We start from the raw sequence: 24,476 nt of genomic DNA on the forward strand, positions 1-24,476 counted from the left end.
CCGTCAACGGCTGACACTTCTTCCTTTGATTGGGGCCTTGCAGGCCCGTCCTCCGTCAAGGCCAAGCCCTTCGCTATGACTTCGGGCGCAGCCAGCGGTCTCCCCGTCCTTCCGCACTTCGTTTGTGCAGGACGGGCGATCCCCCTCCGCTGTCTGCGGTCTGTGACGGTCTCCCCCCGCTCATTGGCGCGGGCCTAGTCCGGTTGCATGCGCAACCGACTACCCGAGGAGAGGGGAAACAGATGAAAACCGATATTTATGAAAGAGTGACCAACAAGATCATTGCCGATCTGGAGCAAGGCGAGCTGACATGGCTCAAGCCGTGGAGCAGCGGCAACCTTGAAGGCAAGATCACAAAGCCTTTGCGGCACAACGGTGTGCCCTATAACGGTATCAACATCCTGATGCTGTGGGGCGCAGCCGTGGAGTTGGGCTATCTTTCCCCGTTCTGGATGACCTACAAACAGGCCAAGGAGCTTGGCGCGCACGTAAAGAAAGGCGAGCGCGGTAATCTGGTGGTCTACGCAAACACCATCACGAAGACCGAAGAGAAAGACGACGGCAGCGAGGAAGAGCGCAAAATCCCCTTTATGAAAGGATACAGCGTGTTCAACGTCGAGCAGATCGAAGGCTTGCCCGAACACTACTATGCCAAGCCCGAGCCAGTGATCGATCCTGCTACGCGCATCGATCATGCCGAAGAGTTTTTCGGGCAAGTTGGCGCAGATATTCGCCATGGCGGGAACAGCGCCCATTATTCGGGCGGCAGCGATCATGTGCAGATGCCAATCTTTGAGAGTTTCTGCAGCCCCGAAGCCTACTATGCGACACTTGCACATGAACTGACCCACTGGACGAAGCACAAATGTCGCCTTGATCGGGAATTTGGGCGCAAGCGTTGGGGCGATGAAGGCTATGCCCGCGAAGAGCTTGTCGCCGAGTTGGGCGCGGCGTTCCTCTGCGCCGATCTGGAACTGACCCCCGAGCCTGACACCGACCATGCCGCCTATATTCAAAGCTGGCTGAAGGTGCTCAAACACGACAAGCGCGCGATTTTTAGCGCCGCCGCGCATGCCCAGCGTGCCGCCGATTTCTTGCACGGTTACCAGCCGGTGATCGAGGCTGAAAATGAAGAAGGAGTTGCCGCTTAGGGCGGCTCCCAAGCGGCAAAATTTCGGCTGGCCTCACGGCCAGACGAGCTGGTTTGAAAGTCTTCAGGCTTGCCTTCGACCTCTCCAAACCAGTACCCTCTTCGAGGGAATGAGAGCAGAACATGCCAATAACAAAAGATGAATCTGACGAGCTAGAAGAAAAGAAGATTTGCGCCGGGTGTATCGGCGAGACCTATCTTTCAAACTGCGTCGAACACGAAGGTGAAGAAGACGAGTGTTCGTATTGCGGTGAAGAGCTTGGATGCATCACGCTTGAAGAATTGGCGGATCGGGTCGAAGCTGCATTTGAGACCCATTATTCGCGCACATCGGATGAGCCCAACTCATATCAATACGCGATGCTGCGCGACAAGGAAATTGATTACGATTGGGATCGTGAAGGCGAGCAGACCGTTTATGCCATCGCGGATGCTGTCAGTGTTTCAGAGGAGATTGCCGAAGATATTCAAGCCATCTTGGAATTCCGTCATTATGATATTGAGAATGCAAAGATGGGGATTGAGGATGAGTTTTCATCCGATGCCCATTATGAAGAAATCATGCCCGGCGATCATGAATGGCAAGAGCAATGGACGGAATTTGTTCGCCTCATAAAAACCGAAGCTCGCTTTTTCAGCCGCACCGCCGCTTCCCATTTGGGCGACCTCTTTGACCGGATCGACGAAATGCGCACCCATGACGGGCGCTCGCTCGTCATGGATGTCGGGCCGGATACCGAACTTACCCACCTGTTCCGTGGGCGGGTGTTCCAATCAGAGCCCCCACTGCAAAAGGCGATGGAACGTCCCGACAAAGAACTCGCAGCGCCACCGGCATGGGCGGCTGGCGCAGGCCGGATGAATGCACGCGGTATCTCGGCGTTCTACGGCGCAACCGCCCCTGAAATCGTTCTGGCAGAAGTCCGTCCGCCAGTCGGAAGCTGGGTTGCCATGGCACGCTTCGAGATCACGCGTCCGCTGAGGCTTCTTGACCTTTCAGCTCTGGTCGATGTTCATGAGCGCGGAAGCATCTTCGATCCTGACTATGCCCATCGCTTGGGAAGAATGATGTTCTTAAGAACTCTTTCCAGACGCATGGCGCGTCCCGTGATGCCCGATGATCAGGAAATGGAGTATCTGCCGACGCAGGCCATCGCCGATTACCTGTCAACAGAAGGCCAAGTACCGCTTGATGGAATCCTGTTCCCCTCCGTCCAGGTCGGGGGGAATGGGGTGAACGTGGTTCTGTTCCATAAATCATCGCGATGCGAAGAGTTGGACATACCCGAAGGTACTGAAATCAGTGCCCGTACATATACCAACTATGAAGATGGCCCGGAGCCGGACTTCCATGTGAGCGAGGAAGTTCCTCCCACCGAAGATGAGGCTGAAACCGAAGAACGGAGGCCGGGAATTTTTGAACCTGTATTGGGAGATTGGGATGAATGGTTCGATGCAGACCCTAGAAATGCGGCATTGAGGATCGATGTTGAATCCTTGCGTGTGCATGGAGTGAACGCGGTCCAGATCGAAACGAATAGTCATTCAGTGCGGCGGCATCGCTTCGAAAAGCGCGGCCAGCCTAACAGCCAGCCGCGAGCCCGTTAGAAACCTGGCGAGCGGGTCGCCAGTTCATCTTCGATATTGCGCATGCTCTGAAGAGCATCATGGCGCTCGGCGCTACTGCGCGGCGCTGCGCAAAAGGCGTTGAATGCTTTGGCCAACAGGCCGTGCAGTTCTGCCGTGCTGCGGGATGCCGCTTCAAATCGTGAGACGAGTTTCATCGCTATCCTCCTATGTTTCAAGGAGGCCCCGAACCGCTCAGGGCCTTTCGGCCCCGCACACATCATCCATGGCCAGTGAAGGCCCTGATGGATCGGGAAATCTCTTTGGAACAGATGGAGAGAAGCGTTTGAAGCACGCCGCTACCGGTTTGACGGGGGTGGACGTATCAACGTCTGATACGCATGCGGTCGAACGGACATAAGCTTTCATGCCGATGGGTACGCGCCCCTGCGCTCAGTGCGGTGCGATCTTGTTCAAAGACTTGCTTTTCTTATCGAAGTTGACGTGGTGACACGCAGCAGGCCGGTGCGCTCGCGGACGCGTTTGGCAGGCCTGCGCGTTTTTGCAGGTGGCATTGATCATCCTTGCTTGAGGGGACTTGCACCAAGAGCCCTTAAATCCCTGGCCGAATGCGGCTCAGCATTCAATGTCCTGCCCGCACCACCTGTCTTCGACAGCCGTGTTGAGCATGAACCCTGATCCTTTGCCTTCGGCGCGACGGGAGGGCGTTAGCAAGCCAACCCAAGCAAAGGAGACATACCATGGCACGCGAAAACACCAACCAAACCCAGCCGCTCAATGCACCCGATTATCTGGCGTGGCACGTCACCAACCGAAACGACAAATCCTTCTGGAACAAGGTCGGAGCCGCATGGCGGCACAAGGACGGGCGGGGCTACACCCTTCAGCTCGACACCTGTCCGATCAATGGCCGGATCGTCCTGCGCCTGGCGCTCGAAGATGCCCCCGAAACCGCAAACGATGCGGGGCGCTCATGAGCGCCACCGTCACGCCCAGGGAGTATCGCGTCGATCCCTCACGTCTTGCATCAGGCACATGGTGTCACTCGCGAGACCGGCAGATCGGCGAAGGCGATATCAGCGCATCTTACAGCGCCGACAAAATCGGCATGGAAGGAAAGGTCAGAAAACCATTCGCCTGGCAGAATGCACTTTGGGTTTGCACAGGAATGCAGTCTTACGGCGACTTTCGCGCAGCCGAAGCCTATAGGCTTGTGCCCGAGCGGTTCTTCAGCGGCGAGCCGACGACCTATAACGAGGTCGCTTGCCTGCCAGACGCCGAGCGGTTCAAGCCCGAGGGCTTTTACCACGGCATGCGGGTTCGCAGCGGAAAGCACGAGTTCATCCTTGTCGGGCCGAGCGTGAAGTTCCTTCCCAAAGAAGACAGCGAAACCATCGAGCAAGCCGATCTGTTCGATGCCCTCTAACCGAAAGCGCCGCCATTACTGGCGGCGCTTTTTCTTTGTTGTTAACGGTCAGGTTCCGGCCCTCTATCGGGTGGGTCTCGCCTGCTTTCGCGCAGGCGGCGCAAGCGCTCTTGCGTGTGGTCCTTGTGCTGCGCGGGTTCGGGTGCCTTTTCTCGGAGTTGATCAAGCCGAAGCTTGTTTTGATCTTTTTGCGGTTGCGGCGGGGATGGAGGCCGGGTCTGTTCGAAGGACGGCTTGGCTTTAGGCTCTTGGCCGCGCTGCATCAAACGGTAATTCGTCGCATCAAAATGAATCTCGCGCAGCGCCTGAGCATGCCGCGCCCGCGCGACCTTGATTTCATCTTGAAGCTTCCGGCGCTCTTGAAGCTGGGCGTTGATGATCGCCTGCCGCTGATCCTGATCACGCCGCATCGCCCAGAGAGCTTCCATCTCGTTTTGTTTTTCGATCATGGCGCGCTGCCCGATCAAGCGATCCCAAAGCCCCTTAATGCCCGTGCGCAGCCGTTCGGCTCGTTGCCGCGCCTCGGTTTCCGCACGGGCTTTTTGGCCCGCATCGAGCTTGGCGCGTTCTTCGCGATGGCCTTGAGCCAACTCTTGCCGCCGCTCATCCAGCTCCGCTTTGTCCTGATTGGCCTTGGCCCGCGCCTCGTCGATATGAGATTTGATACGCGGCAGGATATCTTCGCCGATCCGCTTGCGCGTGTCTTCGACGCTTCGCAAGGTTTCGGGCTGTCCAATCCGCGCTTTGAGGTCTTTGGCCTTGATGCCCGTCGCCCGCGCGATGGAGATTACTTCGCCCTCGAACGTCACAGCGACATGGCCACGCCGATCACCACGCGCCAGATACAGGCCGCGCTCTTCAAGGGCGTGTGAGAAGGTCGCGCCTGAATCGGAGGTTGCCCAGGCCTCTTGGATCATCTCTTTGAGATCACCAGCATTGCGGCCCGAACGCTTGGCTTGTTGCCATTCATCCAGGGTGAAGTTGCGCGGATCACGGTCTTTGGGATTGATCAGCCCGCGCGGCATCTGCCAGCCGTTTTCAAGATAGAGCTGGCGCGAAACCTCGCGCAGCTTGTTCTTGTAATACGACATCGGCTTGGCGGTCATCGTCGCGGCATCGATCCGGCTCCAAACCGCATGGCAATGCCTCCGTCCTTCTTTTTCATGAAAGAGGACCACGCGCGGTTGCCCGCCCAGGCCATTCTTGTCCTCGATGGCGGCGAGGGCCTGCTCGAAGGTCTGGATATGGGCGTTTTCTGTTTCGGGCGGGTTCAACGAGACCGAGAACAGATATTGCTGGCACTTCGTGCCTTTTGCGACCGCTTCGGCTTCTCGCAGCGCGCCGATCACATCCTCGGACATGAACCCCCGGATATCGTGCAACTCGACATGCTCGTTCTCTTCGGTTTTCAAGAGGTGAAGTCCAAGCTGCTTTGCACCGCCGCGCTGTGAACCTTTGAGGATCATGACGGCTCGCTATCGGTACGATGCCCCAAGGCCCGCAGCAGCTCGCGGCGCATCAGTGCCACATCGGCACAGGCGCGACGGATATCGCGTTCGGTATCGGGCATCATCGGCAATGTGCCGAGGTTCGCGGCCTTGGCGAGTTGGTTCAGGTTGTTGGCGATGCGCGATTGTCCGAGCATGGCCAGAACCTGGGCAAGCTTTTGTTCATCCTTGATCGGACGGCGCTGACGCGAGCGCGCACGCTTGCCACCGCCGCCTTTGCCGTTGAACACGCGGCGCTTGATATACGAGCCCAGCGGCTCGCTTCCGGCCAGTTCTTCCAACCGCGCCCGTTCTTCGAACGTCAGACGCAGGGAAAACGGCGGCAGCTTCTTGCTGCGCCGCGATGTTCCTAACTTGCTGTTTTCTCTATCCGAAGTGCTCATCATCACACCCCAGATCGATAAGATCATGTTGTGTGAGATGCTTTTCCCAGATCAGCAGCGTGTCGAAGAGAGAGTTCAAAGTTTCTCTCTCTAGCTGCACCATTTCACACCCCCTCCTGCTCTGGTGATCATCCGCTGCATCTGGCTTTCGGAAAAGCTTCGGACTTTTATCGGACTTCCGTCGGACTGTTTCGAGGGCAGTGATGGGCTTGGTTCGCGGCTGCAGGATCACGCGTCGTGCGAATTATTGCCCGACCGCAGAGGCTGACGTCATCCGTTGAGACAGTTCAAGCGCATCGTGATCTTAATGTATGCGTCCGGTCGGGTTGGTGTTTTGTGCGTGATATCTGCATGGGTTTTCGGGGCCAAGGCGTTACCGAGACTTGCCGTTGCGGGTGATTAAACTCTCGCATAACGTCGCTTAGCGATGCCTACATAGCGGGTTCTGAGGCGGCGTTTTGTGCGGCCGGGCATGGGACCTCAAAACGGAAAAAGAGGGAGGTTTGCCATGGCAGATGATCAAATTGCCTGGGTCAGCGATGTCCTGTTTGATCCAGAGTTTTCCCGCGGATTTGACTGCGATATTTTTTCTACTGATCGGGAAAGTGCGCTGGCTGAGCTGCGGAAGTCGAAGCAAGGGCTGCCTGTATCCGCTGATCTCTTGCCAAAAACGATGTGGGCGGGGAAGTATTACCCGAACCTAAAAAAGTACCGGATGTATTCAGTCCGGCAGGGTATTGGGCTGTCTCGAAAGAGGTTGCTGATATCCTGCGAGAGTTCGATCTGGGGCAAACCAAGCTCTACCCGGTTGAGCTGTTTCGGCATGATGGCAAGACCCCTATTGCGGGGCGACATGAATTTCTCAACCTTTGCGAGAAGAAGGCGGCCTTTGAGCCCAGCTTATCTGCGAAATTTTCCGAGTCGGAATACGCGCCCCCGGGCACATCCTTCGGTCTTTTTGGCTACGGCAAAGATTATGATCTGACTTTGAATAAAACGGCGCTGGTCGGCCCAGATCTTTGGCTAGACACCAAATTGAACCGCGCTGTTTTCTTGAGCAACCGCCTCGCCAAAGCTCTGGACGACGCAGGCTTCGCAAAGAAAATGCGGCTTCTGAAGTGTCACGTTGCTGACGCCTGAACCAAAGCCGCTTCCCTAAGCATCACCCAACTCCGCAGTGAAGGTGTCCAGTAGCTTGTGTTTCAGGATTTTTCCCGTTGGCGCGGCGGGCAGGGCTTTTGTCAGGATGATCCGCGCGGGGAGCTTGTAGCCCGTGAGACGGGGCCGGATGAAATCGCGTAGATCGTCAACGGTGAGGTCGCCCGAATTATCCTCTTGGACGAAGGCGAGGATTTCTTCGTCGTTGGAAGAGGTGGGACGACCGATCACGGCGGACTGCACGACATTGGGGTGATCGTTCAGTGCCGCCTCGACCTCGGGTGGGTAGACGTTGAAGCCGCCATGGATGATCAGTTCTTTCGAGCGGCCAAGGATGTGCAGGCAACCGCTGTCGTCAATGCGCCCCAGATCGCCGGTGTGCAACCAACCGTCCGTGTCGAGGGTCTTGGTGGTCTCGTCCGGGTTCAGGTAGTAGCCGCGCATGACATGGGGGCCACGGGTCAAGACCTCGCCAATGCCATCGCCGCCGCCGGGAACGGTCTGATCAATCGAGACCTCCACGCCAGCCAGCGGATGTCCGACCGAGATATCCGGGTCGCCGATTGTGTTCGATGTCGAGGCAATCCCGGCGGTGCTTTCGGTCATGCCGTAGCCGTTTTGAAGGGCGATGCCGTAAAAATCCTCCGCCTTGCGCTTCCAGACGGGATCAAGCGGGGCGGCGCCGGATGACACGTAGCGCAGGGCGCTGTCCTTCAGGTGCTCATGGCCGTTTTCCCGGGTGTATTGCATCAAGAGCGCGTGCATCTGGGGAACGGCAGGCAGGACGGTGACGCCGGTCCGCAGCGCGTCGAACAGCTTCTGGGCGGAAAAGCGGGCCTCCAGCCGGATTGTCGCGGTGGCGGTGACCGAGGCCATGATCATGGAGGCCAACCCAAACACATGGGTCATTGGAAGCGCACCATAGACGATGTCGCTGGGGGCGATTTGCCGAATATGCGCAGAGGCTTGACCGGCGAAAATCAGGTTGTCATGGGTGAGCATGACGCCCTTGGGCTGGCCCGTTGTCCCGGTCGTGTAGAGCAGAACGGCGACGCCGTCCTCCACCGCAGGGCTGGACGGGCAGGGCGTCGCGACCGAGACCTGTCCGAAGGCTCCGTCAACGGGCGTGGCCCCCAGACGTTGCGCGTGGGCCTGCGTTTCCGGCGAGGTCAGGCTGGCGCAAACCACCAGCCGCGGCGTGGCGTGGTTCAGAACGCGGTCAATTTCGTGACTGGTTTGGCGCGCATTGACGGGGACAGCCCACGCCCCCTGCTGCGAGCAGGCAAAGACGAAGGCTACGGCCGCGGCGCAGTTTTCCGTGATGATCAAAACCCGGTCGCCTGCGGCCACGCCATGGGTGTCTAGCACAGCCTTTGCGCTTTCGACGGCCTTTGAAAAATCCGCATAGGTCCATTTCGGGCCGTTCGTGTCCTCGATGGCCCTGCTGTCCGGGCTGCGCGTGGCGGCGTTCTTCAGAAGGTCGCAGATGGTTTGCGTCATTGCGGCGCCCCCTGATCCATTGGCATTGCGCTCAGCAGGCGGTTGCGGGCCGCGAGGGCCTGCGTCTCCAACTCGGCGACGATCTCGGCCATGGGGGCGATCCGGTTGACCATTCCCAGGGACTGACCGGCCGAGAGGAGACCGCGCGACACATCGCCCGTTTCATAGGCCTTTCGCCCGATCTTTCCCGCCACATGGGGCATCAGCGCATCGATCCCGATATCGGGGTCTTCTGTTTCCATCTGGGTGACCAGATCGGTTGTTTCATTCGCCAACGTCCGGATCGTGTTGCGCACGGATCGCATGGTCAGGGCGGTGTCCCGTTCGGTCGCGGCGATCAGTGCTGCCTTGTAATCTGCGTGCGCGTTCAGTTCAGAGGCGACCAGCAGGCGGGTGCCCATCACTACGCCCGACGCCCCCATTGCAAGCGCTGCGGTGATCTGTGCGCCGTCGCCGATGCCGCCCCCGATCAGGAAGGGACAGTCCAACCGGCGCGCGGCAAGCGCTGCGTTGACAAAGCTGCCGACCATGTCGAGGCCCGGGTGGCCGCCGCATTCCGCGCCGACGATCGAGACCATGTCCACGCCGAGGGTCGCGGCCTTTTCGGCAAAGCGGACGGAGGGCACTTTGTGGATCACGAACAGATCGAGGTCGCGCAGAAGGTCCATATAAGGCTCGGGATTGCGGCCGGACGTCTCGATAACTTCGACGCCTTCGCCGGCAATCAGCCGGAAGACGTCAGCCGTCTTTTCGCCGGGAACGAGCTTTGGCAGCATCGAGACATTGACGCCGAAAGGGCGGTCGCCGCTTAGATGCCGGGCCTTGGCGATTTCGGCCTTCAGGTCTTCGGGCTCCGGAAACCCGGCGGCGGTGATGAAACCCAGAATACCCGCGTTGGCCGCCGATGCTGCGTAGTCGGCATCGCCAAGCCACATAAGACCGCCTGCGACCACCGGCGCACGCAAGCTGAATTTGCGGGTCAGGTCGGTGTCGAAGACGGCGCTCATGTCTGGGGCACCCGTTTGAAGACGCCGTGGGACGTCGCGATAAGCGTGCCGTCTTCCGATTGCAGCACGCCGTCGATGAAGAGAAGGTTTCGGCCACCGCCGGTTAGCTTGCCCGTGGCGGTGACGCGGCCTTCTTTGGCGGGGGACAGAAAATGCGTGTTGAGTGAGATCGTCAGAAACGGGGCCTTTCCCGAGGGATCGACGGTCAGGCTGCCAGTGGCCCCGCTGGCGCTGTCGAGAAGGGTCGTGGCGATGCCGCCGTGCAGAACGCCGTGGCGGTTGAGATGCTCGGGGCCGAGATCAAGCCAGCAGCGCGCCTGACCGTCCGGTTGGCCGACATCCAACACGTATCCGATCAGCCGCTGCGGACCGGTTTCATTGCGGATCAAGCCGCCATTGGGGTCTGGATCAAGCGGCGCCGAGGGCAATGAAACGCTCCATATGATGGTCGGTGTCGCCCAGCTTGTGGTCGATCATGACGATCCGTTTCGCGAAATGGGCGAGGGCATATTCCTGCGTCATGGCGATGCCCCCGTGCATTTGGATGCTTTCCTCGGAGATCTGGCGGCCGATCCGGCCGATCAGGTGTTTCGCCGCGCTCACGTGGCGCTCGCGTATGTCACGGGCGTCTTGCAGGTGCCCCGCCGCAAGTATGGTGATGGAGCGTGCCTGTTCCAGTTCAATCAGCAGATCGGCGGTGCGATGCTGGAGCGCCTGAAAGCTGCCAATGGGGCGCCCGAACTGCTTGCGTTGCCCGAGATATTCGATGGTCAGCGCCATAGCCGTTTCCATCGCCCCGAGCGCCTCGGCGCAGAGGGCCACGGTCGCGCGTGACACCTGATGCTCAAGCGCAGGGAATGCCTTGCCTTTGGGACCAAGGCGAGCCTCGGCGGGGATGTGGACGTCATCCAAAATAATCTCAGCGGAGTGTCCGCCCCCAATGAGTTGCGAGCTTGTGATCAGCAGGCCTTGTGTGTCCGGCGGGACAAGAAACAGGGAAATCCCGTCGGGATCCTGTGCGTCGCCGGTTTCGCGGGCCGAGACGATGAGGTGTCCCGCAGTGCCCCCGTTTGAGACAACGGACTTGCGACCGTTCAAGACGATTGTGCCGTCGACCTCGCTGGCGGTCGTGGTGACGCGGGACAGGTCGTATCTGCTGCCCGGCTCCCCATGGGCCAAGGCCAGATGTATTTCGCCCGCAATGATCTGTTCGACCATTCCCTTCTGGGTATCATTGCCGATCTCCGCGATCAGGCCGCCTGCCAGCAATGCAGTGTCAAGAATCGGCTCCACGACACCTGCGCGACCCAGTTCTTCAAAAACCGTTGCGATGTCGAAACCTGCGCCACCGAAACCACCATCGTCTTCCGAGAAGAGCGCGCCAATCACGCCAAGCTCTGCCATCTCCTGCCAGATCTCGCCGCTGAAACCGGTCTCGCTGTCGATGATCTTGTTGCGCGTCTCCGTGTCGTATTTGTCCCTGAGGAAGCGTCGCAGGCTGTCCTGCAACATCTGGCGTTCTTCTGTCAGATTGAAATCCATCTCAGACCCCCAGCGTCGATTTGGCGATGATCTGGCGCTGTACTTCGTTCGATCCGCCGTAGATCGAAAGCTTCCGGTTGTTGAAATACTGTGCGGCGACGGGGGCCGCGTAATCCGGACCGACGGGCGGCTCGTTCATGCCGTCCACTGCCTCGCTGGCAAATGGCAGGGCGTAGGGGCCTGCTGCACGGCGGGCCAGGTCATTGATATCCTGTCGGATGACCGTGCCTTTCACTTTCAGCATGGAGCTCTCGACGCCCGGGGCCTGTCCTTGCGCGGCCTTGGAGATCACCCTCAGGTTTGTTGTCGCCATGGCCATCAGATCGATCTCCACCTTCGCGAGCCGCGCGGCGAAATGGGGATTTTCGATGAGAGGTCTGCCACCGGCCATCTCGGCCCGGGCGATCCGTTTCACGCTTTCAAGCCCAGCGGTCGAGAAGCCGACACCCGCGATGTTCGTGCGCTCGTGGGTCAGCAGATATTTGGCGTAGGTCCAGCCCTTGTTTTCTTCGCCCACCAGATTCTCGACGGGGACTTTAACATCCGTGAACCACACTTCGTTCACCTCGGCAGAGCCATCGAGCAGGATAATAGGACGCACCTCGATGCCCGGGGTGTCCATGTCGATCAGAAGGAAGCTGATGCCTTCCTGCGCTTTCGCGTCCGGGTCCGTGCGGACCAGACAGAAAATCATGTTTGCGTGCTGGCCCAGTGTGGTCCAGGTCTTCTGACCGTTGACAATATAATGATCGCCTTCGCGCACGGCCTTGGTTTTGAGGGATGCCAGATCAGACCCGGCGCCGGGTTCGGAATATCCCTGACACCACCAATCGTCGCCATTGAGAATGCGCGGCAGCCAATGGGCCTTTTGGGCGTCGTTGCCAAACTTGTGGAGCACCGGACCCAGCATGCTCACGCCGAACGGAACAATCCGGGGGGCGAATGCGAGGGCGCACTCCTCCTCGAAGATATGACGTTCTACGGCGTTCCAACCGGGGCCGCCATGTTCCACCGGCCAGTTCCCGGCCAGCCAGCCTCGTCCGTTCAGGATCGCGTGCCAGTCTTCATGTTCGGCCTTCGTCAGCGATTGCCCCTTGCGTACCTTGTCAGAGAAGGCGGCGGGTAGGTTATCGGACAAAAACTGTTTCACGTCCTCGCGGAATGCCAGTTCTTCGGCAGAGTAGTTCAGGTCCATCTCACCCTCCGTTCAATGTCATCAAAAAATCTCGAAAAGCCCGGCAGCGCCCATTCCGCCGCCGATGCACATGGTCACAACGCCCAGTTTTGCCCCGCGCCGCCGCCCTTCCAGCAACAGATGTCCCGTCATGCGGGCGCCGGTCATCCCGAACGGATGCCCGATGGAAATGGAGCCGCCGTTGACGTTGCACCGTTCATCCGGGATGCCGAGCGTGTCGCGACAATAGAGCGCCTGGCTGGCGAAGGCTTCGTTTAATTCCCACAGGTCGATGTCCTCGACGGTCAGCCCATGCCGCTTCAACAGCCGCGGGACCGCGAAAACCGGCCCGATCCCCATTTCGTCAGGTTCGCACCCGGCCACGGCGAACCCCTTAAAGGCACCTAAAGGTTCAATCCCTTCGTGGGCGGCGGTGTCGGCGTCCATCAGGACCAGCGCCGCCGCGCCATCGGAGAGCTGGCTGGCATTGCCCGCAGTGACGTACTGGTCCGGTCCGCGCACAGGGTCAAGCTTCTCAAGCCCGTCCAGTGTTGTGCCCGGACGGTTACATTCGTCCTTGTCCAAGACCGTCTCAACGTCGCTGATTTCGCCGGTTTCGCGATTTTTCTGGGCCATCACCGTTTCCATGGCCACGATTTCATCCGCGAAGAGACCTGCATCCTGTGCGGCGGCAATGCGGGTCTGGCTGCGCAGGGCATAGGCATCCTGTGCCGCGCGGCTGATCCCATAGCGCTGGGCCACGATGTCTGCGGTCTCGATCATCGGCATGTAGATCTCGGGCTTGTGGGCCATGATCCAGTCGTCCTTGGCATCGACCGGCGGGGGCTGTGTCAGCGAAATGCTTTCAACCCCGCCTGCTATTATGGCCGTGGCGCCTTCGCTGGTGATTGCGTGGGCTGCCGTGGCGATGGCCTGCAGGCCCGAGGCGCAAAACCTGTTGACCGTCATGCCGCCAACGCTGACCGGCAAGCCCGCGCGTATGGCACATTGGCGGGCGATGTTCCGACCGGTGGCTCCTTCGGGGAAACCGCAGCCGATGACGCAGTCTTCCAGCAGATCCGGTGCGATCCCGGCGCGGTCCACGGCGGCTTTGATGACATGCCCGCCGATCTCTGCGCCGTGGGTCTTGTTCAGCGATCCCCGGTGGGCTTTCGCCAGTCCGGTGCGCGCGGTTGAGACGATCACGGCCTGTGTCATACATCCATCCCCTGATTGAGATCCTCAAACGTGCGTCCCTTTTCCACGAGGCGCTCGAGCAAAGGGGCCGGTTGCCAGAAAAACGGGTCTTCGGTCGCAAAGTTGCGCAGATGGGCCAGGATGGTCTCAAGTCCGGTCATATCTGCGTATTTCATCGGCCCGCCACGCCATCGCGGGAAGCCGTAGCCTGCGATCAGCGTCACATCCACGTCCAGCGGGCGTTGGGCGATGCCATCCTCGACGACCCGCGCGGCCTCGTTGATCATGGCGCATATGAAACGGGTCTGAATGTCGGTTTCGCTGAAGGCGCGTGGCGTGACACCTGCGGCTGCGCGCTCTGCTGCGATCAGATCCAAAACCTCCGGGTCCTCGACACCCTTGCGCGCGCCGTCGGGGTAGAGGTAGAAGCCGCGCCCGGTTTTCTGACCGAACCGACCCATCTCGCAGAGCCGGTCGGCATAGGTGGGCACCCGTTCGCGTGGATCGCGGGTTGCAGCTTTGCGTTTGCGCGTGGCCCATCCGATGTCGAGCCCGGCCAGATCCGAGACTGCAAAGGGGCCCATCGCCATGCCGAACTTCACCAGTGCCTTGTCGACGTCGTAGGGGCTGGCGCCATCAAGCACCATGTTGTCTACGGCCATCCGATAGTGCGCCAGAATACGGTTGCCGATGAACCCGTCGCACACCCCGGCGCGAACCGCCGTTTTGCGCAGGCGCTTGGCCAATGCAAAGCCTGTTGCAACCACGTCTGGCGCGGTCTTGTCGGCAACGACGATTTCCAACAGTTTCATGATGTGAGCGGGCGAGAAGAAATGAAGTCCGATAACCGATTGCGGCCTGCTGGTCGCCGCGGCGATCTCGTTGATGTCGAGATAGGACGTGTTGGTTGCCAAGATGGCGCTGTCCTTGCAGACCTGATCCAATTTCGCGAAAACCTCTTTCTTGACGGCGATATCTTCGAAGACGGCTTCGATCACCAGATCGGCGTCTGACAGGGCGGCGTAGTCGGTGGCGGTCGAAAACGCCCCGGCGGTGATATCTTTGCGCCGCGCCTGAGAGAGCTTGCCGCGCTTTTCCGCACCATCCAGCAGTGCATTGACGGTTTTCTCGGCTTTTTCTGCCGCCGCACGGTCGCGTTCGATCAGTGTGACCGACAGCCCTGCCAATAAGGCCGCACCCGCAATGCCCGCGCCCATGGTACCCCCGCCGACAACGCCAATCCGCGTCAGCTCGCGCGGCACCACGTCCTGGAGTTCAGGCAGCTTGGATACGGCGCGTTCAGCGAAAAAGGCGTGAATCAGCCCCTCGCGCTGTGGCGAGTTCATGAGGTCGGAGAATAACTCCCGCTCTTTCGCCAGACCATCGTCGAATGGCAGGTCGCAGGCCGCTTGAACAGCCCTGACCGCAGTGGCCGGGGCGATCTGGCCCTTTCCGGCGGTTATCAGTTTTTGATGCCATGCGTCGAAATCGACCGGCTCTGGCGCTGGCATGTCGCGGGTCGGGCGGGGGCCGTTACCCTCTTTCAATACCTGTTCTGCATAGGCCAGCCCGATGTCGCGCGGGGTGCCATCAGAAATCTTGTCCAGAATGCCGAATTCCAGCGCCTCGGCTGCGGAGACATGACGGCCGGTTGTGATCATATCCAGCGCGGTTTCGGTTCCGGTGAGGCGGGGCAGTCGCTGTGTGCCGCCTGCACCTGGCATGATGCCCAGATGAACTTCCGGCAAGCCGACCTTGGCGCTGCCTATCGCGACCCGGTAATGGGCGCCCAGGGCGACCTCAAGCCCGCCACCAAGCGCTGTGCCATGGAGGGCTGCAACGACCGGCAGGGAGCAGTCCTCGATCCTGCTGCACACGCCGGGCAGCCACGGGTCCTGCGGTGGTTTTCCAAATTCACTGATGTCGGCGCCCGCGATGAATGTGTGTCCGTCGCCCACGATCAGGACCGCCTTTGCCTCGCGCTCGGCGCGCTCGATCTGGGTGACCAGACCTGCGCGCACGGCCTGAGATGCGGCATTCACGGGCGGGTTCTTGATTGTCAGGACCGCAATGTCGCCTGCCAACTCGTATTCAACGGCTGTCATTTCATGTCCCCCATTTCCATCTTACCCCCGTCGGACCAAGGCCGGACTGCGGCCCGTCATCTGTTCCAGTTCTCGCACGGCATCGCGCAAGCGCGGGCCTATTGTCGTCTCCATCCGCGCGTCATCCAGAACGCTGGGCAACGCGCCGCAGGAAAAGGCAACGGGCTGGCCGTATTCTTGTGCGTGAAACGGGACGGCGACTGCATTGATCGTGTCCGAGAAGCGCAGATCGCGCGGCGCGATGGTGAACCCGCGGGAAATCAACTCGCCGTAGCCGTCGGATCGGAATTTGCGCATTTCATCGCTGGGGGCGGTGGCCTCAAAGCGGGCGTCATCCAACGCGGCGACAATCGCCCGGCCGGAGGACGAACCGTAGACCGGAATCCGGTGCCCTGGTTCCAGCCAGATGGAGGCGGTGCCGCTTGGACGCCATGTCTTTGCCAGCATAAGGCGATCGTCATCGCTGACGGCCAATGACACAAGCGTGCCTGTGTCGTTGGCCAGTTTTTGCATCAACGCCTCGCCGATATCGATGAAAGATACAGAGGCCGTTGCAACATTTCCAAGGGCCAACGCGGCCGGGCCCAAGCGATACCGGTCGTTGCGGCCTTCATGGCTGAGAAAGCCCAACTCGCTGAGGGTGAAAGTCAAGCGGGACACGGTGCTGTTGGGTAGACCGGTGCGTGCGGCCAGTTCGGAATGGGTCAGGCCGTCGTCGCCAGCACGATAGGCACGCAGCAGACCAAGGCCCCGCGCCAGCGTGTTTGCAAATCTGCGGTCAGGGTTGCTGCGCACGTTCATCACATCCCCATGGGCAGCAAAAGTGAGATGATCGGGAAGGCCATAATCAGCCCCAGAACGATGATGTCGACGCTCAGGAAGCGGGCAATTCCGGCGAAGATCCGGTCAATCGGCGCTTCACGCCCCACCACATTGGCAATGACGAACACGTTGAGACCAACGGGCGGTGTGATCAGCCCGATCTCCAGCAGTTTTATGACGACCACGCCGAACCAGATCAGGTTCAGGCCATAGCTTTCGACCAGCGGGATCATCAGAGGTAGGGTCAGGACCATGATCCCGATGGGATCCAGGAACATGCCCAAGAGAAGGTAAATCAGGGCAATCGCCAACATCAGAACAATCACGGATGGCTCGGCTGCGGTCACGGTGCTTACGATGGTCGGCGCGACACCCGTGAGCGCGATGAAAGCCACGAAAATCTTTGCGCCCGCGGCGATGAAAAAGATTGCGGAGGTCTGGATGCAGGTTTCTTTGAGGCTTTCCCACAGGCCGCTTAGTGTGAGTTTCCGCTGGGCGAACCCGATAAGGGCTGTTGCGACCACACAGACGGCTGCAGCCTCGGTCGCGGTGAAGATGCCACCATAGATGCCACCGACAATGACGAGAAACAGCAGCAGGGCAGGCCATGCGTCCAACGCGGCTTTCATGCGCTCGCGCCGGGTGAAGACCTGATCGCCAACAGGGGCGATGGCCGGGTTGCGCCAGACCCAGATGCCGATGACCAGAATGAACCCCGCCAGCGTCAGAAGGCCCGGCAGGACGCCCGCCAGAAACAAGCGGCTGATCGAGGTTTCGGTGAAGATACCGTAGATGATGAAAAGGACCGATGGCGGAATGAGGGAGCCGAGCGTGCCGCCCGCCGCCACGCTGGACGTTGCCAGCCGCGGGTCATAGCCCATGCGCAGCATTTCCGGCACGCAGATCCGGCCCATGGTCGAGGCGCAGGCGATGGACGAGCCGGTGATCGCTGAGAACCCGCCGCACCCAACCACCGAGGCCATAGCCACGCCGCCGGGCAGCCGTGTCAGCCAAACCTTCGCCGCATCATAGATTTTTGTCGTGATTTCAGCGCGGTAGGCGATATGACCCAACGCTACGAACAAGGGGATCATACTGAGATCGTAGGAGTGGATCAGGTCGAAGGAGTTGGAATAGACAAGAGATGTCGTCGCGCGAATGGCGCGTTCGGGCATGAAGGTGCCCGTTCTGAATGCGAAGATGAAAAAGGTGGCAATCGTGGCCACGCTGGCCAACGCAAATGCGATCGGCACCCGGAGTGCCAAGAGGACAAGCACCGCCGCAAACGCGATGAGACCTATGGTGGAAGGGTCGATCATGCGGTGTCCTGCTCATCCGAGTTGGTCGGAACGATGCCGCCGGACAGAATGGTGCGGGTGTCGCGGATTGCCAGCTCGGCCAATCGGATCCAGCAGGCGGCTATGCCGATCAGAAAGAGAAGCCGTCCCGGCCATTTGGGCAGGTTCAGGTCGCCGTAGAAGAACCCACCGGAGGTCCAGTTGCTGGAGAACTCCCGCCAGCCTGCGAAAAGCAGCGGGGTCAGGGCGAGCATGCCGATGACCGACCCCATGACGATCAACCAGGATCGGGTGCGTGGTCCGAACCAGTTGGTTACGAACTCGACGGCCACGTGAGCGCGCGCCGCGGTGGCGGCGGCCAGAGGAAACAGGATTGCGGCCACCATCATCTCCCGGACAAAGGTGACCGTGTCAGGGAGCGCCGTATCGAACAGCGCCCGCGCCGCCACATTGGCCGAGATCATAAGTCCCAGGGCCAGGACCGCGACGGCGCCCAGCCCCAGAAGGACGTTCTCTAACTTGCCAAGCACGGGTGCGCGCCCGATCCAGCCTTCGCCTTAGTTCCCCAACCAAGGGTAGCCGTTGGCGTCCCGTTCTTCGGTGTATTTTGCGATGAGCTGCTGATACTCGTTCAGAAGATCGGTGCCGGGCAGGCCAACGCTTTGGGCCGTATCTGCCCACGCCTGAATGAACGGCTCGCCCAATTCCAGGAATTTCGCACGCTCTTCCTCGGGAAGTTCAATGATCTCGACACCCGCGGCGGTCATGTCTTCGATGGCTTTGGCATTGGCGTCCGTGATGAGCCGGCCGAAGTGATCGGCCATGTCAGAGCCGACCTCTTCTAGAAGCTGTTGCTGATCGGCGCTGAGGCTTCCATGAACATCTTCGTTCATAAAAATGCCGACACCGCCAACCTGTCCCCAGTCCAGAAGCGTGTAGCTGTCCATCACCTCGGCTTGCTTGAGCGCGGCAACGGCGTAGCTGTAGCCTTGTGAACAGTCGATCAGGCCAACATCAAGCCCTTGATATGCCTCGTAAATTGACATCCGAACCATGTTCGCACCCATCTCGCCGAACACTTTTCCGTAGGCGCCAACGCCCCTCACTTTCAGGCCCGCGACATCATCGGCTGTCCGGATGGCAGCGTCCTTGCAGCCGATATTCACGGCGGAGGTGGTGAAGGTACCGATATAGACCAGCCCCTTGTCAGCCAGATCGCTTTTGATCGCGTCGGAGGTGCGCATCAATTCATCTGTTGCGCGCATCCCGACCCATGCATCAGGGTTGTCGATCGGAAGATCCGCGATGCCGTAGCTGACAAGTTCCTGCGGATAATAGACCGAAATCACCGTACCCATATCAGCCACGCCATCCCGGATGGACGGCAGCGCCGCGTTCGCCTTGAAGAGCGCGCCACCCCATTGGATGTCGACGCGCATGTCGCCGTTAGAGCGACTTTCCAGCTCGTCCGCGAACCATTGGAGTGCGGCCGCCCGTGCGCCGCGGTTGGGGCCCGCCTCGCCGTGGATGAGAACTGTTTCGGCAAGACTGCCGACACTCGACAGGCCAAGCGCAAGGGTTGCTGCACAAACTTTGGCAAACATGGTCATTCTATATCCTCCCATTTCCGCTATGCGGAAAACATTTTTGATATATGAAAATGGTAGCAGTCACGTGACTGCCTCGCAATCGGGGAAATACGCCGCTCTGCAGCATACAATCTTCTCTTTACACGGGTGCCAATCGGGCTTTTCTTTCCATAAAACGGGAGCACTCAATGAAATGCGTTTTTATACAGATCCGCTGCAAACCTGGGACCGCCTATGCTGTGGCGGATCAGATCGTCCTGCGGGAAATTCACTCTGAACTGTATTCAACCAGCGGAAACTTTGACCTGCTCCTCAAGCTCTACATTCCTGAAGAGGAAGATACAGGTAAATATATTAACGAAAACCTGCTGGACATAGCGGGAATTGAACGGACACTCACAACACTGACGTTCAAGGCGTTCTGAAAAAGACGCTGCACGAAACCAAGGGGAGAACCACGTGAATTTCAAATCAATCGGGGCTGCGCTGGCATTGGCTGCGCTGTGCACATCTGCCGGGGCGGACGGCCATGGCGGCAAGGTGAAGGTCGGGATGATCACAACGCTGTCCGGCGGCGGTGCCGGGCTGGGCATTGATGTGCGCGACGGCTTCATGCTGGCGGTCAAGCAGGCGAACACCGACGCGCTGGAGGTCGTCATCGAAGATGATCAGCGCAAGCCGGAAATCGCGGTACAGTTGGCCGACAAGATGATCCAGTCCGAAAAGGTCGATGTGCTGACCGGGATTATCTGGTCCAACTTGGCAATGGCAGTGGTCCCGGCGGCAACGGCACAAGGCAAATTCTACCTGTCGCCCAACGCCGGACCGTCCGCCTTGGCCGGTAAGGGATGCCATCCAAACTATTTCAACGTGGCATGGCAGAACGACAACCTGCACGAGGCCGCGGGCGCCTACGCCAAGAGCGAAGGCTTCAAGAACTCGTTCATCCTTGCGCCGAACTATCCTGCGGGTCAGGACGCGCTGACGGGTTACAAGCGCCAATACGGTGGCGCGCTGGCGGGCGAGGTCTTCACGCAACTGGGCCAGACCGATTACGCCGCCGAGATCGCGCAAATTCGCGCTTCTGGGGCTGACAGCGTGTTCTTCTTCCTGCCCGGCGGTATGGGGATTTCATTCCTGAAGCAATATGCGGACAGCGGCGTCGAGATCCCGGTGATCGGTCCGGCCTTCAGCTTTGATCAGGGCATCCTGCAAGCGGTTGGCGACGCAGCGCTTGGGGTGAAGAACACATCCCAGTGGAACAAGGACATCGACAATCCAACCAACGCGGCCTTTGTCGAGAGCTTTCAGGCCGAGTACGGTCGGCTTCCGTCGCTTTACGCAAGCCAGGGGTTCGATACGGCGAACCTGCTGCTCAGCGCGATGGCCAAGGCTGACGTAAAAGATGCGGATGCGTTTCGGGCCGCCCTGAAGGCCGCTGAATTCGACAGCACCCGTGGGGACTTTGCCTTTGGTGACAATCATCACCCGATTCAGGACATCTATGTACGTGAAGTCATTCAGGAGGGCGATGTCTTCACAAACAAGATCATCGGCACCGCTTTGAGTGCGCATTCGGATGTCTACGCCGCAGACTGCAACATGTAAGGTCAGGCGGGCGCCCATCAGCGGTGCCCGCCTCCGACCCAGCCCCCTGAGCGTGATCCTCATTTCCCATCTATGACCCTATTGCTATTTCTCGAGCAGGTGCTCAACGGGCTGCAGTCCGGCGTGATGCTGTTTTTGACGGCAGCAGGACTGACGCTGGTGTTTGGCGTCATGGGGCTGATCAATTTGGCCCATGGGTCGCTTTACATGATCGGCGCATTCGCGGCGGCGGCGATTGCGGCAGCCACGGGATCCTTCACCTTGGCGATCATCGCGGCGCTGACGGCCGCCGCCGCTGCGGGCGCGCTGGTCGAAATGGTGGTGATCCGGCGGCTTTACACCCGGGATCATCTGGATCAGGTGCTCGCGACATTTGCGCTGATTCTCATTTTCTCGGAGGCGACGCGTTGGGTGTTCGGCTCTTTCCCGCTGTATCTCGATATACCGGACGCGCTGTCAGGCTCGGTAAGATTGCCCGGCGGGATCGAATATCCGCGCTACCGTCTGGCGCTGATTGCGGTAGGTCTGACCCTCGCGGCGGGTCTGTTCTTCCTGATCTCGCGCACGCGGCTGGGCATCCAGATCCGGGCGGGCGAAAGTGATCGGGAGATGATCGCCGCCTTGGGCGTGAATATCTCGAAGCTCTACACTCTCGTTTTTGCCCTTGGTGCGGCGTTGGCAGGCTTTGCGGGCGCGCTTGTGGGCGCCATCCAGTCGGTTCAGGTCGGCATGGGGGAGCCGGTTCTGATCCTAGCGTTCGTGGTCATCGTCATCGGTGGCATCGGTTCAATCAAGGGCGCGCTGGTGGGGGCTGTGTTGGTGGGGCTTACCGATACGCTGGGCGGCGTCTTGCTGCCCGAGGCCCTCAGGCTGTTCATGGCGCCGTCGGATGCGGCGGCGGTCGGGTCTGCCTTGGCGTCTATGCTGATCTACCTGCTGATGGCGGTGGTGCTGATCTGGCGGCCCCACGGTCTGTACGGGATGCGGGCATGATCTCTGAAAAACTTCTGAACGGTGCGCTGATCGCCGGGCTTTTGCTGGTCGTGCTTCATGCCCATCTGACGGACGCGCCCTTCACGATCACGCTGGCCACGAAGGTGGCAATCCTTGCTGTTGCCGGTGTGGGACTGAACATTGCGCTGGGACTGGGTGGGCTGGTCAGTCTGGGGCACGCGGCGTTCTTTGGCATCGGCGGGTATGCGATGGGCATTCTGGCGAGCCATGCGCAAAGCTATGTGCCACTGATGCAGTCCCCCGTTTTGATCGAAGGCACCAAGTCGATGCCTGTCATCTGGCTGGTGGCGCTTCTAGCGTCCGCTCTCGCGGCGTTGCTGATCGGGGCACTGTCGTTGAGAACGAGCGGCGTCTACTTCATCATGATTACGCTCGCTTTCGCGCAGATGTTTTACTATTTCGCGATCAGCTGGCCTGCCTATGGCGGCGAGGACGGGCTGTCGATCTATGTGCGCAACGGGTTTCCCGGCCTTAATACGCTGGATCCGATCCAGTATTTTCTTGTGTGCTTTGGAGTGCTGGTGCTTGCGCTGCTGGTCAGTTTCAGGCTCAGGACATCGCCCTTCGGGCTTGCGTTGAACGCGGCACGCCAATCGACGGCGCGGGTGCAAGCCATTGGTCAAAATCCGTTTAGATTGCGGCTGACCGCCTTTGTGATCTCTGGCGCGATCACGGGGCTAGCGGGCGCGCTGTTTGCTGACCTCAACCGCTTCGTCAGCCCCACTATGTTCAGCTGGCAAACCAGTGGTGAGATCATGGTGTTCGTCATTCTGGGCGGTGTGGGCCGCGTGATGGGGCCGCTGGCCGGTGCGGCGCTGTTCATCTTGCTGGAACATCTTCTGGGGGGCGTCTCGGACTACTGGCATATCTATCTGGGCGCCTTGCTTCTGGGCGTGGTTTTGTTTGCCCGGGGCGGTCTGGTCGGCGTTTTGACTGAAGGGCGGTCCGGTGATGACTGACGTGATCCTGCGCACTGAGGGTATGAGCAAAAGCTTCGGTGCCGTGATGGCCAGCGAGGACGTCTCGCTCGATCTGCGGGCCGGGGAAATTCACGCGATCATCGGTCCCAACGGGGCGGGCAAGTCCACGCTGATCGGTCAAATCTGCGGTGCGATCGAGCCTGACCGGGGCCGGGTCGTTCTGAATGGGGCGGATGTCACAGAACTACCGGTTCATGCGCGGGCGCAACTTGGGCTGGCGCGGACGTTTCAAATCTCAACGCTCGCGATGGAAGATAGTGTGCTGGAGCATGTGCTGCTTGGGGTCTTGTCCACTGATCAGCCTCGGTTGGGGCTTTGGCGTGGGGCAAAGTCCTACCGCAGCGCAGAGGACCGCGCGCGAACCGTTCTGGAGCGCGTGGGATTGTCGGCTGTCGCCTCCCGCCGCGTGGCGAAGCTGTCGCATGCGCAACGCAGGCAGTTGGACGTGGCGATTGCCCTGACGCTGCGCCCGAAGGCGCTGGTGATGGACGAGCCTATGGCCGGATTGGGCACGGACGGTTCGCGGATGATGACTGAATTGCTTGGCAGGTTGCGCCAAGAGGCACCTATTTTGCTAGTGGAGCATGACATGGACGCCGTTTTCGCCTTGGCAGACCGCATATCGGTGCTGGTCTATGGCAAGATCATCGCAAGCGGGTCGGTCGACCAGATCCGGTCCAATGCCGATGTGCGCGAAGCTTATCTCGGTGATCTGCTATGAGCCTTTTGAACCTTGTTGGGGTCGAGGCGCATTATGGTGCCAGTCAGGCCCTGTTCGGCGTCGACTTGCGGGTGGCTGAGGGTGAGGTTGTGGCCTTAATGGGCCGCAATGGCATGGGGAAAAGCACGACGATCAAGACGCTGTGCCGATTGTTGCCCTGCTCAAGCGGGACGATCAGCTTTGCAGGTCAGTCGATCCTTGACTTGCAGTCCCATCAGGTTGCGCGGTTGGGCATCGGCTTGGTGCCTGAAGGACGGCGGTGTTTTCCCAACCTGACCGTTACCGAGAATTTAATCGCGGCTGCGCGTCCCGGTCACTGGACCCTGCGGACAGCTACGGATCTCTTTCCAAAACTTGGCGAACGGGCCGGTCAGCTGGCGGTATCGTTGTCTGGGGGGGAGCAGCAGATGCTGGCCATCGCGCGGGCCTTGATGACCAATCCAAGGCTCTTGGTTCTGGATGAGGCGACCGAGGGGTTGGCCCCCTTGGTGCGGCAGGAAATCTGGGCCGCGATCCGCGCGCTGAAGCGGGACAGCGGGCTGGCTATTCTGGTGACCGACAAGAGCCTTTCCGAATTGCGGACCGCCGCAGATCGGGCCGTTATCCTCGAGCGGGGAAAGACCGTCTGGGCCGGAGACTTCAACGACGTCACGCCGGAGCTCGCGGACAGATATCTCGGCGTTTAGCAGCCGAGGAGATGAAGAATC

At 59.9% G+C, this 24,476-nt stretch carries 25 protein-coding genes; 11 read left to right on the forward strand and 14 right to left on the reverse strand.

From position 1 onward, the window contains the following. Window positions 1-242: 242 nt before the first annotated feature. Window positions 243-1,151, forward strand: coding sequence for an ArdC family protein (locus KIN_RS13145; RefSeq protein WP_159807625.1), 909 nt, complete (start codon window positions 243-245; stop codon window positions 1,149-1,151). Between the two features lie 122 nt (window positions 1,152-1,273). Next, window positions 1,274-2,758: an RES family NAD+ phosphorylase gene (locus tag KIN_RS13150; RefSeq protein ID WP_159807627.1), complete on the forward strand. Its 1,485-nt coding sequence runs from the start codon at window positions 1,274-1,276 to the stop codon at window positions 2,756-2,758. Here the strand turns inward: KIN_RS13150 and KIN_RS13155 are convergent. Further along, window positions 2,755-2,934 carry a hypothetical protein gene (locus KIN_RS13155; RefSeq protein WP_159807629.1) on the reverse strand — a complete coding sequence of 60 codons (180 nt, stop codon included), beginning with the start codon at window positions 2,932-2,934 and terminating at the stop codon, window positions 2,755-2,757. The two genes, KIN_RS13150 and KIN_RS13155, sit on opposite strands and share 4 nt — an antisense overlap. Before the next feature lie 543 nt (window positions 2,935-3,477). Here KIN_RS13155 and KIN_RS13160 point away from each other — a divergent pair. Beyond that, a complete protein-coding gene (locus tag KIN_RS13160; protein ID WP_159807631.1) occupies window positions 3,478-3,714 on the forward strand; it encodes a hypothetical protein in 237 nt (78 codons plus the stop codon). Next, window positions 3,711-4,163, forward strand: coding sequence for a hypothetical protein (locus tag KIN_RS13165; protein ID WP_159807633.1), 453 nt, complete (start codon window positions 3,711-3,713; stop codon window positions 4,161-4,163). Before KIN_RS13160 ends, KIN_RS13165 begins: the two co-directional genes overlap by 4 nt. Before the next feature lie 41 nt (window positions 4,164-4,204). On the opposite strand, the gene KIN_RS13170 is transcribed toward KIN_RS13165, so the two are convergent. Next, a complete protein-coding gene (locus KIN_RS13170; RefSeq protein ID WP_159807635.1) occupies window positions 4,205-5,629 on the reverse strand; it encodes a relaxase/mobilization nuclease domain-containing protein in 1,425 nt (474 codons plus the stop codon). Then, window positions 5,626-6,081 carry a plasmid mobilization relaxosome protein MobC gene (gene mobC / locus KIN_RS13175; protein WP_243144918.1) on the reverse strand — a complete coding sequence of 152 codons (456 nt, stop codon included), beginning with the start codon at window positions 6,079-6,081 and terminating at the stop codon, window positions 5,626-5,628. Before mobC ends, KIN_RS13170 begins: the two co-directional genes overlap by 4 nt. Before the next feature lie 648 nt (window positions 6,082-6,729). On the opposite strand from mobC, the gene KIN_RS13180 reads away from it, so the two are divergent. Beyond that, window positions 6,730-7,194, forward strand: a complete 465-nt coding sequence (locus KIN_RS13180; protein ID WP_159807637.1) for a hypothetical protein — start codon at window positions 6,730-6,732, stop codon at window positions 7,192-7,194. 15 nt (window positions 7,195-7,209) lie between these two features. Here the strand turns inward: KIN_RS13180 and KIN_RS13185 are convergent, their stop codons facing one another. From KIN_RS13185 to KIN_RS13235, 11 genes are read right to left on the reverse strand one after another with little or no spacing between them, the layout of a single operon-like run. Further along, complete coding sequence (locus KIN_RS13185; RefSeq protein ID WP_159807639.1) at window positions 7,210-8,712, reverse strand: class I adenylate-forming enzyme family protein; 1,503 nt, start codon at window positions 8,710-8,712, stop codon at window positions 7,210-7,212. Next, the gene (locus KIN_RS13190; RefSeq protein WP_159807641.1) at window positions 8,709-9,719 is read right to left on the reverse strand and encodes an NAD(P)H-dependent flavin oxidoreductase; all 1,011 of its coding nucleotides are present in this window, start codon (window positions 9,717-9,719) and stop codon (window positions 8,709-8,711) included. The genes KIN_RS13185 and KIN_RS13190 overlap by 4 nt, the downstream gene beginning before the upstream one ends. After that, window positions 9,716-10,147: a PaaI family thioesterase gene (locus KIN_RS13195; RefSeq protein ID WP_174239120.1), complete on the reverse strand. Its 432-nt coding sequence runs from the start codon at window positions 10,145-10,147 to the stop codon at window positions 9,716-9,718. The genes KIN_RS13190 and KIN_RS13195 overlap by 4 nt, the downstream gene beginning before the upstream one ends. Then, complete coding sequence (locus KIN_RS13200) at window positions 10,128-11,261, reverse strand: acyl-CoA dehydrogenase family protein (RefSeq protein ID WP_159807643.1); 1,134 nt, start codon at window positions 11,259-11,261, stop codon at window positions 10,128-10,130. The genes KIN_RS13195 and KIN_RS13200 overlap by 20 nt, the downstream gene beginning before the upstream one ends. 1 nt (window position 11,262) lies before the next feature. Continuing rightward, window positions 11,263-12,456, reverse strand: coding sequence for an acyl-CoA dehydrogenase family protein (locus KIN_RS13205; RefSeq protein ID WP_159807645.1), 1,194 nt, complete (start codon window positions 12,454-12,456; stop codon window positions 11,263-11,265). Between the two features lie 21 nt (window positions 12,457-12,477). Beyond that, window positions 12,478-13,653, reverse strand: a complete 1,176-nt coding sequence (locus KIN_RS13210; RefSeq protein ID WP_159807647.1) for an acetyl-CoA C-acyltransferase — start codon at window positions 13,651-13,653, stop codon at window positions 12,478-12,480. After that, a complete protein-coding gene (locus KIN_RS13215; RefSeq protein WP_159807648.1) occupies window positions 13,650-15,737 on the reverse strand; it encodes a 3-hydroxyacyl-CoA dehydrogenase NAD-binding domain-containing protein in 2,088 nt (695 codons plus the stop codon). The genes KIN_RS13210 and KIN_RS13215 overlap by 4 nt, the downstream gene beginning before the upstream one ends. A gap of 21 nt (window positions 15,738-15,758) precedes the next feature. Beyond that, complete coding sequence (locus KIN_RS13220) at window positions 15,759-16,538, reverse strand: IclR family transcriptional regulator (protein ID WP_159807650.1); 780 nt, start codon at window positions 16,536-16,538, stop codon at window positions 15,759-15,761. After that, the gene (locus tag KIN_RS13225) at window positions 16,538-17,875 is read right to left on the reverse strand and encodes a TRAP transporter large permease (protein ID WP_159808069.1); all 1,338 of its coding nucleotides are present in this window, start codon (window positions 17,873-17,875) and stop codon (window positions 16,538-16,540) included. Before KIN_RS13225 ends, KIN_RS13220 begins: the two co-directional genes overlap by 1 nt. Continuing rightward, complete coding sequence (locus KIN_RS13230) at window positions 17,875-18,387, reverse strand: TRAP transporter small permease (RefSeq protein WP_159807652.1); 513 nt, start codon at window positions 18,385-18,387, stop codon at window positions 17,875-17,877. Before KIN_RS13230 ends, KIN_RS13225 begins: the two co-directional genes overlap by 1 nt. Window positions 18,388-18,414: 27 nt before the next feature. Beyond that, a complete protein-coding gene (locus KIN_RS13235; protein WP_159807654.1) occupies window positions 18,415-19,467 on the reverse strand; it encodes a C4-dicarboxylate TRAP transporter substrate-binding protein in 1,053 nt (350 codons plus the stop codon). 167 nt (window positions 19,468-19,634) lie between these two features. On the opposite strand from KIN_RS13235, the gene KIN_RS13240 reads away from it, so the two are divergent. The 6 genes from KIN_RS13240 to KIN_RS13265 all read left to right on the forward strand — a co-directional run bounded on the left by KIN_RS13240 (window position 19,635) and on the right by KIN_RS13265 (window position 24,455). Further along, window positions 19,635-19,871 (forward strand): Lrp/AsnC ligand binding domain-containing protein, encoded by a 237-nt coding sequence (locus KIN_RS13240; RefSeq protein WP_159807656.1) that lies wholly within the window; start codon window positions 19,635-19,637, stop codon window positions 19,869-19,871. Between the two features lie 34 nt (window positions 19,872-19,905). After that, window positions 19,906-21,054 carry an ABC transporter substrate-binding protein gene (locus KIN_RS13245; protein WP_159807658.1) on the forward strand — a complete coding sequence of 383 codons (1,149 nt, stop codon included), beginning with the start codon at window positions 19,906-19,908 and terminating at the stop codon, window positions 21,052-21,054. 72 nt (window positions 21,055-21,126) lie between these two features. Continuing rightward, window positions 21,127-22,047 carry a branched-chain amino acid ABC transporter permease gene (locus KIN_RS13250; protein WP_159807660.1) on the forward strand — a complete coding sequence of 307 codons (921 nt, stop codon included), beginning with the start codon at window positions 21,127-21,129 and terminating at the stop codon, window positions 22,045-22,047. Then, the gene (locus KIN_RS13255; RefSeq protein WP_159807662.1) at window positions 22,044-23,027 is read left to right on the forward strand and encodes a branched-chain amino acid ABC transporter permease; all 984 of its coding nucleotides are present in this window, start codon (window positions 22,044-22,046) and stop codon (window positions 23,025-23,027) included. The genes KIN_RS13250 and KIN_RS13255 overlap by 4 nt, the downstream gene beginning before the upstream one ends. After that, complete coding sequence (locus KIN_RS13260) at window positions 23,020-23,769, forward strand: ABC transporter ATP-binding protein (RefSeq protein ID WP_159807664.1); 750 nt, start codon at window positions 23,020-23,022, stop codon at window positions 23,767-23,769. The genes KIN_RS13255 and KIN_RS13260 overlap by 8 nt, the downstream gene beginning before the upstream one ends. Continuing rightward, complete coding sequence (locus KIN_RS13265) at window positions 23,766-24,455, forward strand: ABC transporter ATP-binding protein (RefSeq protein ID WP_159807666.1); 690 nt, start codon at window positions 23,766-23,768, stop codon at window positions 24,453-24,455. The genes KIN_RS13260 and KIN_RS13265 overlap by 4 nt, the downstream gene beginning before the upstream one ends. The last annotated feature ends 21 nt before the right edge of the window (window positions 24,456-24,476 follow it).

Source organism: Litoreibacter roseus, from assembly GCF_009811795.1.
Classification (GTDB): domain Bacteria; phylum Pseudomonadota; class Alphaproteobacteria; order Rhodobacterales; family Rhodobacteraceae; genus Litoreibacter; species Litoreibacter roseus.